This window comes from bacterium (assembly GCA_037128595.1).
In the GTDB taxonomy this organism is placed as follows: Bacteria; Verrucomicrobiota; Kiritimatiellia; order CAIKKV01; family CAITUY01; genus JAABPW01.
This window is the reverse complement of record JBAXWB010000051.1, coordinates 1-13,032: the sequence shown is the minus strand read 5'-3', so window position 1 is coordinate 13,032 and position 13,032 is coordinate 1. Positions and strand designations below refer to the sequence as shown.

Annotated in this window: 8 protein-coding genes and 1 tRNA gene; 8 read left to right on the top strand and 1 reads right to left on the bottom strand. The window is 56.8% G+C overall.

Features of this window, described 5'->3' with window-relative positions; translation table 11 throughout:
* Nucleotides 1–590 precede the first annotated feature (590 nt).
* A tRNA-Tyr gene (locus tag WCS52_18985) sits at nucleotides 591–675 on the bottom strand.
* A 560-nt stretch (nucleotides 676–1,235) separates the two neighbouring features.
* Between WCS52_18985 and WCS52_18980 the strand changes: the two genes are divergently transcribed.
* The 8 genes from WCS52_18980 to carB all read left to right on the top strand — a co-directional run bounded on the left by WCS52_18980 (nucleotide 1,236) and on the right by carB (nucleotide 12,939).
* Nucleotides 1,236–3,029: a chitobiase/beta-hexosaminidase C-terminal domain-containing protein gene (locus tag WCS52_18980; protein MEI6169273.1), complete on the top strand. Its 1,794-nt coding sequence runs from the start codon at nucleotides 1,236–1,238 to the stop codon at nucleotides 3,027–3,029.
* Nucleotides 3,030–3,085: 56 nt separating this feature from the next.
* Nucleotides 3,086–3,271 (top strand): hypothetical protein, encoded by a 186-nt coding sequence (locus WCS52_18975; protein MEI6169272.1) that lies wholly within the window; start codon nucleotides 3,086–3,088, stop codon nucleotides 3,269–3,271.
* Complete coding sequence (ligA, locus tag WCS52_18970) at nucleotides 3,272–5,305, top strand: NAD-dependent DNA ligase LigA (protein ID MEI6169271.1); 2,034 nt, start codon at nucleotides 3,272–3,274, stop codon at nucleotides 5,303–5,305.
* 151 nt (nucleotides 5,306–5,456) lie between these two features.
* Nucleotides 5,457–5,750 (top strand): HU family DNA-binding protein, encoded by a 294-nt coding sequence (locus tag WCS52_18965; protein ID MEI6169270.1) that lies wholly within the window; start codon nucleotides 5,457–5,459, stop codon nucleotides 5,748–5,750.
* A 68-nt stretch (nucleotides 5,751–5,818) separates the two neighbouring features.
* Nucleotides 5,819–6,040: an FmdB family zinc ribbon protein gene (locus tag WCS52_18960; GenBank protein ID MEI6169269.1), complete on the top strand. Its 222-nt coding sequence runs from the start codon at nucleotides 5,819–5,821 to the stop codon at nucleotides 6,038–6,040.
* A gap of 446 nt (nucleotides 6,041–6,486) precedes the next feature.
* Nucleotides 6,487–7,935, top strand: a complete 1,449-nt coding sequence (gene purF, locus WCS52_18955; protein MEI6169268.1) for an amidophosphoribosyltransferase — start codon at nucleotides 6,487–6,489, stop codon at nucleotides 7,933–7,935.
* An 11-nt stretch (nucleotides 7,936–7,946) separates the two neighbouring features.
* A complete protein-coding gene (locus tag WCS52_18950; protein ID MEI6169267.1) occupies nucleotides 7,947–9,599 on the top strand; it encodes a CTP synthase in 1,653 nt (550 codons plus the stop codon).
* 37 nt (nucleotides 9,600–9,636) lie between these two features.
* Complete coding sequence (gene carB / locus WCS52_18945; protein MEI6169266.1) at nucleotides 9,637–12,939, top strand: carbamoyl-phosphate synthase large subunit; 3,303 nt, start codon at nucleotides 9,637–9,639, stop codon at nucleotides 12,937–12,939.
* The last annotated feature ends 93 nt before the right edge of the window (nucleotides 12,940–13,032 follow it).

Here is a 13,032-nt window from a genome sequence, read left to right as displayed (position 1 = left end):
TTCATCTTTTTGATAAACGGGAAGTGCAGGAGGGGCAAGAGAGAATCGGGGACAATCGTTAGGGGCTTATAATGGCAAGAGCGGCATCTGTGATTTGCCTACCTGATGCCGCCCGTTCTTTGGGGGACTCTTTCTCACTTGTATTTCTGTCTCCCATTAACTGAATTATACCGCTTTCAGGGAGTGCCGTCCATCCACCGCCGATAATGTAATTGTTTCTTATGGTGGTAGGAGGGGGGTAAAATGGGCAGGGCAGGGGGGTATATGACCAATCAGTCCCCTCCTAAACGTCGCAATTTCACGAAAATCTCTGCTCTATTATTTGATAAAGCCTGTAAACTTTTCATATTCTGACCGCTGATCCCATCTCCCGTTTAATTATTAATCATCCCCATCCCCTAATGTTTCCCCCATTTCCTTAAAGGTGAATATTCACCTTTAAGCCGTTATGACAGGGTATGTCTGGTTATGACAGGCTACGACAAGGGGGATTGAAGGGAATGGGATTTGAAGATGCGGTAAATGCGTAAGTCGTTGATTATCAAAAGAAAAAGCCCCGCAAACTCAATGTTTACAGGGCTTTTAAGAAGTGGTGGTGGGATAAGGATTCGAACCTTAGAAGGCGTAGCCAGCAGATTTACAGTCTGCCCCGTTTGACCGCTCCGGAATCCCACCATGTCTTTTTCGAGGTTTCGGGACGGAAAAAATCCGGCCTTGTCCTTGAGAAAGGCGTGCATAATGGCGTTTGAATGTGATCCTAGCAAGCCAAAAGTTGATCGGAAGACTTCACCACTAATTAAGAAATGAAGAAATTGCAAATTTCATGTGAAAAAGAAATGTTTGGGCATTTGAGCCGGCGTGGAATATACGCCAACAAAAATGCCCAACGGTTTTCCCTAAATCGATAGAATGAGCGGGGCGCACAATATTCATGCTTCTCAAATGTCCGGGAAGCACCGTTTTGCGATTTTTCTTGGCTGGCGACTAATCGGGAAAAACGGTGGACTATGCAATGACCCAGGCCAGCCATGACAAATCGCGAAACATTTTGGAGGTCTTTTCGCATCTCGTGAAATAGATTTCTTCATTTCTTAATTAGTTGAAGTCTTTTCCAGTGGTATGTATGGGTGACAGAAAACGAGCATAGCGGGTGTGAACATCTTTTTGCTTATTGGCTTGAGTGGCACGTGGGGCACGCTATTATCTGGCCGGTCACTTGAATGGGGTTACTGGCTATGAAACATTATTGGCTATCCGGATCGTTATGCCTTTTTCTAGGGGTTAGTGTGTCGCTTCAGACTGAGGCGGCGGACTATTTTGTGGAGAAGGGCGGCAATGATGCCAATCCCGGCAGCCGCATGCAGCCGTTCCGCACCATTCAGAAGGCCGCCGGGCTCATGTTGCCCGGGGATGTGTGTACGATCAGCCGCGGGGTGTACCGGGAGACGGTCCGTCCCGCGGTCTCGGGCAAGCCGGATAAGTGGATCCGCTTCCAGTCCGCACCGGGAGAAACCGTGACCATCGCGGGGGCGGATGACAACGTGACCTGGCAACAGGTGACCGGAGCGCTGTACCGTGCCTCGGTGACGAATGTCGTTCAGGTCCTGGTGGATGAGGTGCTGGCGACGGACACCCTGGATATCAATGATCTGGCGCCCGCCCTCTCGTTGCGGGCCTCTTATTGGTACGATCCGCTCAATCACATCGCCTACATCCGGCTCCCTCATAATGACGCGCCGGAAGGCCATCACATCGAGTTGCAAACTCGCGGCTGGGGTTTGGATTTTCAAAAACTCGCCTACATTGAAGTTCAGGGGATCAATTTGACATCCTGCGGGATGAACTGGACGGGCGCGCGTTTCTGCCGGATGGATGATGGACATATCTGGTGGGGTGGCGGTCAGGTTGGCGTCACCAATATCCTGGGTGGGGCAACGAATGTCACATCGGTCCGCGCGGCCGTTATCATGGGCGGCCGGGAAAATGAGCTCGCCAACAGTTCAGTGATCGGCAGCGACGGGTATGGGGTGGTGCTGTTGCCGGACGGAGTGAACAACCGCCTTCTCAACAGTCTGGTGCGCGGACGGGATGTGCCGCTCGAGAGTGCCTTCGGGATCCTGGCCCAGGGAACGGCCCCCTTGATCCGTAACGTCTCGGTTATGAATTTTTCAGGTGGCGCCCTGTTGTGCAGCAATGTCTTTAATGCCCGGATCGAGAACAATGATTTCTACCGGTGCGGGGCGGGCCAGACCAACGTGAGTCTGGTTCAACTCACCGGTGACGGGAAGGGGACGGTGCTGGCCTTCAACTGGGTGCATGATAACGTGTCCGCTGGAGGCGATGGGGTCCGGTTCCGCGGGCCTGTAGAGAACTATGTGTTCCGGCAGAATGTGGTGTGGGGGCAGCCGGGGGTGGCGTTGCGGTTGGCTGGCAAGGCCCGCTATAACTACCTGCTGAACAATACCTGCGCCTTGAATGGCGGGGGAATTGATAGTGAATTCACGGCGCCGGCTGGGGATTTCGGCGAGACCCGGGTAATGAACAATATCCTGACCGGCCCCTCCTGGACGGTGCAGGGTGGGGGAGTTCCCCCAAAGTTGGTCTGGGCGAAAAACTACGTCGGGTCCGCGCCCGGGTTTGTGGATGAAACGAACCGGAACTTCCAACTGGCCACTGGCTCCCCCTGCATTGATGCCGGACAGGAAGAACCTGAATTCACCGATGAGTACAGCGGAAAACTTCCTGATATGGGTGCGTATGAACAGGGGAAGCCCTACCCGGTTCCCGGCTGCCGCGTGAATGAAAATGCGAACAAGGTGGTTGCGCCCGTTGTCAAGGTGGTGCTGGAAACAGAAACGGCGGGGGCGGAACTGCGGTACACCCTCGATGGCCGTTCGCCGGACCAGTCTTCCGAGCGCTACACGGGGGCCGTTTCGGTGGTGTATGGCGCGCTCGTCAAGGCCAGGGCCTTCCGGCAGGGGATGGAAGAAAGTTCCGTCACCACCGTTCAGGTGCGCCGCGTGGAATAAATTCGTGATGAAGTTGATAACTCTTGATATAACCTCAGGAAAAAGGAGCTGATTCGATGATTGAAAAACGTAAAGATTGTAAACATGAGCATGGACATCCCGGTCACCTTTGCATGCTGGCCAGCACCGGACAAATCGAAGAGATCAAGAAACTCGTCCAGGCACCCAAGTTCGTCTGTTTTAACTGCGGTCGTGTGGCCGACAAAGAGGGCAACCTCTGTGTCCCGATGCCGTTGAAGTAAATGGGCGAGCCTTCAGCCAAATTGCGGATTGATCATCTCCGAAAAGAACTCAACCGGCACAACACCCTCTATTATGTGGAGGCCAAGCCGGAGATTTCTGATCGGGCGTACGATCGGCTCTATGATGAGTTGAAGCAGCTGGAGGCGCAGTATCCGCATCTGATTACCTCCGATTCCCCCACCCAGCGCGTGGGGGGGGCGCCGCTCAAGGGGTTTAAAAGCGTCCGGCATCTCAAGCCGATGATGTCGCTTGATAATACCTATTCCTACGAGGAGCTGCGTGAGTTTGACGGGCGGGTCAGGAAACTCCTGCCAGACGAACCGGTTGCGTATGTCCTGGAACCGAAGGTGGACGGCTGTTCCATCTGCATCCGGTATGAAAACGGAGTGCTGGCCGTGGGGACCACGCGCGGGGATGGGGTGACGGGCGATGATATCACCGAAAATCTAAGAACCATCCGGGCCATTCCCCTGCGGCTGGCGGACTCGGTTTTTCTGCCGGCCTTTATCGAGGTGCGAGGCGAGGCCTATATGCCGGTGGCAGGATTCCGCAAGTTGAATGCGGATCGTATCGCGGCGGGGGAAGAGCCCTTTGCCAACCCGCGCAATGCCACCGCCGGTTCCTTAAAGCAGCTGGATTCCAGGATTGTGGCGCAACGGCCCCTGTCGGCTGTATTTTACGCCATTTCGGCCATTGAGGGCCTGCCCTTTCCCGCCACGCAGGAGGCGGTCCTTGAGCTGCTTAAAACTCTGGGATTTCCGACGCCGGGGACCTGCTGGCAGTGTCCGGACATGGAGTCCGTGATCCAGCGTTGCAGTGAACTCGTGGGATTGGAAGCCAGTCTGCCGTATGAGATCGACGGGGCGGTAATCAAGGTGAATGACCTCGCCCAGTGGTCGCGACTGGGGGCCACCGCCAAGGCGCCCCGTTTTGCCATTGCTTATAAATACTCCCATGAACAGGCGCAAACCCGGCTACGCGATATCACGGTGCAGGTTGGCCGTACCGGCATTCTGACACCGGTTGCGGAGTTGGAGCCGGTGTTGCTGGCCGGGTCCACCCTCTCCCGCGCCACCTTGCACAATGAAGAGGAGATCCGGCGCAAGGATATCCGGGTAGGCGATACGGTGGTGGTGGAGAAGGCCGGCGAGGTGATCCCCGCCGTCATCAGGGCCATTCCTGAGAACCGGTCGGCCGAATCCCTCCCCTTTGATCTGGTCGCGCATCTCAAGGGGAAGTGTCCCGCTTGCGGCGGGGCGATCAGTCGCGATCCGGAATTTGTGGCCTGGCGGTGCGACAACATTGCCTGCCCGGCGCAGCTCAAACGGACCATTGAGCACTACGCCGGTCGCCAGGGAATGGACATCGAGGGGGTGGGGGAAGTCCTGGTGAACCAGTTGGTGGACCAGAACCTGGTCCGGGATGTCGCGGATCTCTACCGCTTGACGGTCGAGCAGGTGGCTGGCCTGGAACGCATGGCGGTGAAATCGGCAACCAATGTCATTCAGGCGATCGATGAAAGTAAAACCCGCGATCTTTGGCATCTGATCTACAGCCTTGGCATCTTTCATGTGGGTGCTGGGGCAGCGCGCAAACTGGCTGACCACTTCCGGACTCTGGCCGCACTGGCCGCCGCCAGTCTGGAGGAGATCCAGCGGGTTCCCGATCTGGGCCCCATCATGGCCGGCAGCCTGGTGGATTTTTTTGCCAACGCCCGGAACCGGGAGGTGCTGGAAAAACTGCGCGCGGCCGGTGTGAATATGAAAAACTTGTCGGAGCGGCCTGCGGCGACGGGAGGTGCGTTTGCCGGGAAGACGGTGGTTATTACCGGCGCCTTACAGCACTTCACGCGGGAGTCGGCCCAGGAGGCGCTGCGCCAACAGGGTGCGAAAGTGACGGACAGCGTCAGCAAGAAAACCCACTATCTCATTGCCGGTTCCGATGCCGGTTCAAAGCTGACCAAAGCCCAATCCCTGGGTGTGCCCATTCTTTCAGAAGCCGAGTTTGCCGCCCTCCTGAATTCTGAATCCTGAATCCTGAATTCTTTCTGCTCAACCCCTTATAAACATTGAAAAAAATGCAGATGGGGTATTGCATTCCTTAGGAAATATGCATATATTCCATTTCTATTGAGAGCGAACCATGGTGGTTGGGCTCTAAATTAACCATACAGGAGTTACTCTAATGGCGAAAGCAGTGGCGAAAGCATTGACGAAGGGTCAGATCGTGACGAGCGTGGCGGAAGCGACCGAAATCACCAAGAAGCAAGCTGGCGTGGCGATCGAGACGCTGGTTAACTTGGCGTACAAGAATGCCAAGAACGGTTTCACGGTTCCTGGTTTGGGCAAGTTGGTTTTGGTGAACCGCAAGGCGCGCATGGGCCGCAATCCCGCGACCGGCGCAACGATCAAGATCCCGGCCAAGCGCGTGGTGAAGTTCCGCGTCGCCAAGGCTTGCAAGGATGCGATCCTGGGCTAATTGAGTCTTTATGATTCAACGCAAGGCCGTAGCCGAAAGGTTGCGGCCTTTTTTATTTGAGGTGTTGTATGCCAATCTATGAATATGAATGCGTGAAATGCGCGGGTCGTGTGGAAGCCCTGATCCGTAATGACCAGGATGTTCCCAAGACCTGTGCCAAGTGTGGCGGCAAACTGAAAAAAGCCCTGTCCGGGTTCAGCGTGTCCATGGCGCCCTCCGGCCCCAGGCACGAACCCTCCGCCGCCTGTGCCTCCTGCCCGAGTTCCGGTTGCCCTCATAGCGGCCACTGAGGCGCATAAGACCTTCGTAGGGTAAAATGCTTTTACCACCCGCTTGGATTACCAAGCTCGAGACACGGAGACACAAAGAGAGCCTGATCCCACGCAAATGTTGCGGGAATTCCGCCTGCCGGAGTACCGGCAGCCATAATTCCCGCAACCCCTCTTGGAGGAATTCGTCGAGAAAGAGGAGATGGAACAACAGACAAAACCTCTTCTTCCCCTCCCTGTATTCCTTCAAGAAACCGTGGCGTTTTATTTTTCCACCTGTACTCGGGTGGAAAAATTAACGCCACATTCTCTTTTCGGTTGTTATCCTCTCTTCTCTGAGTCTCCGTGTCTCAAGCCTGGTACTCCAGGCGGGTGGTAAAAGAATTTGGGCACTGAGGTGAGGTGAAAAATCTTGCTTTTCTCCGCATGAAACGGTAAAGCCATTGGCCCCGTGTGGAGGATTATACGTGAATTCTGTATCAGACAATGATCACCCTAAAGAATCGTGCGGACTGTTTGGCGTTTTCGGTATTCCCGACGCTTCGTTGTTAATTCATGCCGGACTGTTTTCACTGCAACATCGGGGCCAGGAAGGCGCCGGAATTGTGATTTCAGACGGCAGTCAGGTGAAGTCTTCAAAAGGGATTGGCGAGGTCAACGATGTGTTCAATACCGAAATCCTTCGCGGGATGGCCGGTCATATCGGGATCGGGCACGTCCGCTATTCAACCACCGGCGCCAATCGCGTCCAGAATGTGCAGCCGCTGGTCGCCGAGACCGTGGATGGCATCTGGGCCATTGCACATAACGGCAATCTCGTTAATGCCAAATCGCTCCGGCATATGTATCAGGAGTCGGGGGCCATCTTCCAGACCAGCACCGACAGCGAAGTCCTGATTCATCTCCTGGCCGATCCCATGTACCGCAACCGGCCCCGCCGCGTCGCGCGCGCGCTGGCCGAACTCAAGGGGGCGTTCGCGTTTCTCCTGATGACCAAGGATTGTGTCATGGCGGCACGTGACCCGCTGGGCTTCAAGCCGCTCTCCATCGGGAAGCTCGGCAACGGGTTTGTCTTTGCCAGTGAGACCTGTGCTCTCGTCCAGATCGGGGCTGAATATGTCCGCGATGTGGAGCCGGGTGAGCTGGTGATTGTGGACGCCTCGGGGCTCCGCAGCACCTGGTTCGCCGAGAAGGAACAGAAGCAGTTCGCCCAATGCGTGTTTGAACATGTGTATTTCGCCCGGCCTGACAGTACGGTCTTCGGGCAGAGCGTTCATTCGGTGCGGCTGAAGCTGGGCATGCGCCTGGCGCAGGAACATCCCGTGGAGGCCGACCTGGTCACCGCGGTGCCCGACAGCGGTAATTCCGCCGCGCTCGGGTACTCGCGACAGAGCGGTATCCCCCTCGATTTCGGTTTCATGCGTAACCATTACGTGGGCCGGACGTTCATCATGCCCGATTCGGACCAGCGCGCCCGCAGCGTGGATATGAAGCTGGCCGTGGTGGCGGATGTGGTGCGGGGCAAGCGGGTGATCGTGGTGGATGATTCCATCATCCGGGGTACGACCTCACGCCGGCGTGTCATGGCCCTCCGTGAGGCCGGGGCCAAGGAGATCCATCTACGCATTTCCTGTCCACCCACCATCAATCCCTGCTTCTTCGGGATCGATTTCGCCACCAAAGCCGAGCTGATTGCGGCCGGCAGCACCATTGAGGAAGTCTGCGCCTTCACCGGGGCCGATTCCCTCGGGTATATCAGCATGGAAGGGCTGTTGTCGCCGTTCCCCAATTCATTGGATTATTGCAATGCCTGCTTCTCGGGGAACTATCCCATGGATGTCAGCCGCATGCTAGGTAAGGACGCATTGGAGAGCAACAATATGTTGCTCAATCTGGAATCAAAAGGGCATCGCTGAAAGAGTGGATTATGGCTACACGAAATGGACCTACCCGGCATATTTTTGTTACTGGCGGCGTGGTGTCGTCGCTTGGAAAAGGACTGACCGCCGCCGCGCTGGCGCTTCTGCTTAAACGCCGTGGCTACCGGGTCAAGATGCAGAAGCTTGACCCCTACCTGAACGTGGACCCCGGCACCATGTCCCCGTATCAGCATGGCGAAGTCTATGTGACCGTGGATGGCGCTGAGACCGATCTCGACCTCGGTCATTATGAACGGTTTGGCGAAGTGATTTGCAACCGGAACAGCAATTACACGTCCGGCAGCATTTATCAATCGGTGATCCGCCGCGAGCGGGAGGGGGGCTATCTGGGGAAGACCGTCCAGGTGATCCCTCACATCACCGATGAAATCAAGGCGGCGATCCGCTCACTGGATGCGGAGGATGTGGATATCGCGATTACGGAAATCGGCGGCACGGCCGGGGATATCGAGTCCTTGCCGTTCCTGGAGGCCATCCGCCAGTTCCGCCATGAGATCGGACGCCAGAATGGGTTGTTTATCCATCTGACGCTGGTCCCGTATATCAAGGCGGCGGGCGAGATGAAGACCAAGCCCTCCCAGCAGTCGGTCGGGATCCTGCGCACGATCGGGATCATTCCGGACATTCTGATCTGCCGCTGCGAGCACCCCATGAACGACGAACACAAGGCCAAGCTCGCCCTGTTCTGTGATGTCGATCTCAATAAGGTGATCGAGGAAAAGGATGTCGAACACTCGATTTATGAGGTGCCTATTGAACTCGCCCGCCAGGATGTGGATGTGTATATCCTCGAACTGCTGGGAATGCATGTCAACCGGCTGAACCTGGATGACTGGCGCGACATGGTGGCCAAGCTGATTGAGCCGGCGAATGGCGTGCTTGAAATTGCCGTGGTGGGCAAATACATCAGTCTGAAGGACGCCTACAAGAGCATCTATGAATCCTTGGCCCACGGCGGGATTGCCAGCAACGTCAAGGTTGAGGTGCGCATGGTCGAGTCGGAGGATATTGAGGCCTCCGGTGCCGAAGCCCTGCTCAAGGGCGTGGCGGGGATTCTGGTGCCCGGCGGTTTTGGCGACCGGGGCATCGAGGGCAAGATCAAGGCGATCGAATATGCCCGTACCCAGAATATTCCCTTCTTCGGGATCTGCCTGGGAATGCAATGTGCGACCATTGAGTATGCCCGGAATGTGTGCGGCCTGAAGAATGCCAACAGCACGGAGTTCAATCCTGAAACGGCGCACCCGGTGATTGACATGATGGTGGAGCAGAAGAAGGTCACGGAAAAAGGCGGAACCATGCGGTTGGGCGCCTATCCCTGCAGCGTCAAGGCCGGGACGAAGGCCTGGCAGGCGTACGGGCGGGCTGACATCATGGAGCGACACCGCCATCGCTATGAGTTCAATAACAAATATATCGACCAGATGGCGAAGCAGGGCTTTGTCATTTCAGGCATGTGCCCCGGGCGCGACCTGGTTGAAATTATCGAATTGAAGACTCATCCGTGGTTTGTGGCCTGCCAGTTCCACCCGGAATTCCAGTCCACTCCGACGAATCCCCATCCGTTATTCCGTGACTTTGTGGCCGCCGCCCTGACGCTCAGGGGGAAGTCGGAATGCCGGAAATCTAAAAAAGTTTAACCCGATCCGTTAACCCTCAGATTAAGTTACAACACCTATGCCTAAAAGAACCGACATCAAGAAGATTATGCTTATCGGCTCCGGTCCCATCATCATCGGACAGGCCTGCGAGTTTGACTATTCAGGTGTGCAAGCCTGCAAATCCCTGAAGGAAGAGGGCTATGAAGTGGTGCTGGTGAACAGCAATCCCGCCACGATCATGACCGATCCTGAATTTGCCGACCGGACTTACATTGAGCCCCTGACGGTGCCGATACTCGAGGAGATCATCCGGCGTGAGCGTCCGGACGCCCTGCTTCCCACACTGGGGGGGCAGACCGCGCTGAATCTGGGAATCCAGTTGCATGATCAGGGCATCCTCAAGCGCTACGGCGTGGAGATGATCGGGGCCAAGGCGGAGGTGATCCGCAAAGCTGAAGACCGCGCCTTGTTCAAGGCGGCCATGCAGAAGATCGGGCTGGACCTGCCGCAGAGCGGGTCGGCGCATTCAATGGACGAGGCCTGGGCCGTCCAGAAGGAAATCGGGCGCTATCCCGTCGTGATCCGGCCGGGCTTTACGATGGGCGGGACCGGCGGCGGCATTGCCCGTAACGCCGAGGAATTTGTGGAGATTGTCAACCGCGGCCTGTTCTATAGTCCGACCACCGAGGTGCTGGTCGAGGAATCCATCGAAGGCTGGAAGGAATTCGAGCTCGAGGTGATGCGCGACCACAAGGACAACGTCGTCATCATCTGCTCCATCGAGAATCTGGACCCCATGGGGGTTCACACCGGGGACAGCATTACGGTGGCGCCGGCCCAGACCCTGACGGACCGGGAATACCAGATCATGCGCGACGGGTCGATTGCCGTGATGCGCGAAATCGGGGTCGACACCGGTGGCTCCAATGTGCAATGGGCCCTGAACCCGGCCAATGGCCGCATGATCATCATCGAGATGAATCCCCGCGTGTCGCGATCCAGCGCACTGGCCTCCAAGGCCACTGGGTTTCCGATCGCCAAAATTGCGGCCAAACTGGCGGTGGGCTATACGCTGGATGAATTGCGGAATGATATTACGCGGGAGACCCCTGCCTGTTTTGAGCCGTCCATTGATTATGTGGTCACCAAGATGCCGCGCTTCGCCTTCGAGAAATTCCCCGGCGTGAACAGCACGCTGGGCACCCAGATGAAGTCCGTGGGTGAGGCCATGAGCATCGGCAAGACCTTCAAGCAGTCCTTCCAGAAAGCCTGCCGCTCCCTGGAAATCGGGCGGGCCGGGTTCGGGGCGGACGGCAAGGGCGCCGCCTTTGAAGCCATGACAGATGAGGTGATGTCCGCCGAACTGATCCGCCCGAACGCCATGCGGATTTTCGTGGTGCATGCCGCCTTCACGCGGGGCTGGACGGTGGAGAAGATTCAAAAGCTGACCGGGATTGACCCCTGGTTCCTGCGCCATCTTGAGGAATTGGTGGCGTATGAGGGCGAGATCAAATCCGCCAAAACCTTGGCCGGGTTGCAGAAGGATCCCGCGCTCTTCCGTCAGATCAAGGAGATGGGCTATTCGGATCGGCAGATTGCCTTCCTGTTGGGGTGCAAAGAGGGAGACGTGCGCATCGCCCGCAAGGCGCAGAAGCTCCTGCCGGTATACAGTCTGGTGGATACCTGCGCGGCCGAATTTACCGCGTTTACCCCCTATTTCTATTCAACGTATGGCGAGGTGGATGAGAGCCGGCCGTCGGACAAGAAGAAAGTCATGATCCTGGGCGGGGGACCGAACCGGATCGGGCAGGGGATTGAATTCGATTACTGCTGCGTGCATGCCGCCTTCGCGCTGCATGAGGCCGGCTTCGAGACCATCATGGTCAACAGCAATCCCGAGACGGTGTCAACGGACTACGACACCAGTGACCGCCTCTATTTCGAGCCACTCACGCTGGAAGATGTCCTGAACATTTATGAACGGGAGAACTGCTGGGGCGCCATTGTCCAGTTCGGGGGACAGACCCCGCTGAACCTGGCCAAGGATCTTGAGGCCAATGGGGTCAATATCATCGGGACCAAGCCGTCCAGCATTGAGGTGGCCGAAGACCGTGACCTCTTTGCCGCGATGCTCCGGAAACTGAAGCTCAAACAGCCTGAGAATGGTATGGCGACGACGGTGGAACAGGCCGAGGTCATTGCCGAACGGATCGGTTTCCCTGTATTGATGCGGCCTTCCTTTGTACTTGGTGGCCGAGCCATGGTGATTGTCTATAACGTCGAGATGCTGCGGAAATATATGGCCGAAGCGGCCGAAGTGTCCGCCACGCGTCCGGTGCTGGTCGACCGCTATCTTGAGAATGCGGTCGAGGTGGATGTGGATTGCCTCTCCGATGGCGACACGTCCGTGATCGGTGCCATCATGGAGCATGTGGAACTTGCCGGGATTCATTCCGGGGACAGTGCCTGCACCATTCCCGCTCCCACCCTGACGGACGCGGTGAAGGATGAAATCCGGCGCTGTACGCTCCTGATGGCGAAAGAACTCAAGGTCTGCGGCCTGATGAATGTCCAGTACGCCATCAAGGATGGGCATGTCTATGTGCTGGAAGTCAATCCGCGTGCGTCCCGGACGGTTCCCTTCGTCAGCAAGGCCATCGGGGTGGCCCTCGCCAAGGTGGCCTCCCTCGCCATGGCCGGGTTCAAGCTGAAGGACATGGGATTTACCAAGGAGATCATTCCCCGGCATTTCTCGGTCAAGGAAGCCGTTTTCCCGTTCGCCCGCTTTCCAGGGGTGGATGTGATTTTGACCCCCGAGATGAAGTCCACTGGTGAGGTGATGGGGATTGACTCCACCGGCGGGATGGCGTTCCTGAAGAGCCAGTTGGCCGCAGGGAATCCGATGCCGGCCCAGGGGAATGTGTTCCTGAGCATCCGGGATGAGGATAAGGAAGCCCTGTTACCTCTGGCCAGACGGCTGGTGGACCTCGGCTTCACCATTTATGCCACCGCCGGCACGAGCACCCTCTTGCGTCAGAATGATATTAAAAGTCTGGCACTGTTCCGGATCGCCGATGGGCGCCCGAACGTGGTTGACCTGATTGAGGAAAAGCAGGTGAGCTGGATTGTCAATACCCCGACGAGCGGGCCGGTAGCCCGGATCGATGAGGTCAAGATGCGCTCCCACGCAGTCATCCGCGGGATTCCCATCACGACCACGATTCACGGGTTCAGGGCGGCTCTGGCGGGGATTGAGGCCATGCGTGACGCCAAGCGCATGGAAGTCTGCAGTATCCAGGAATTCCATCGGCACGCCCCCAAGATCAAATACCCGAATTTGGGCGGTACCGGGAAGGCACCCCGCCGTAAAACGGCGTAGAGATACAGTGGGCAGTAGGCAGTAAGCAGTGTGTGTCCCGTGTCCCGTCCGGCTGTAGATTGACACTTTTCAATAAAGGAGAAAAGTGCGATG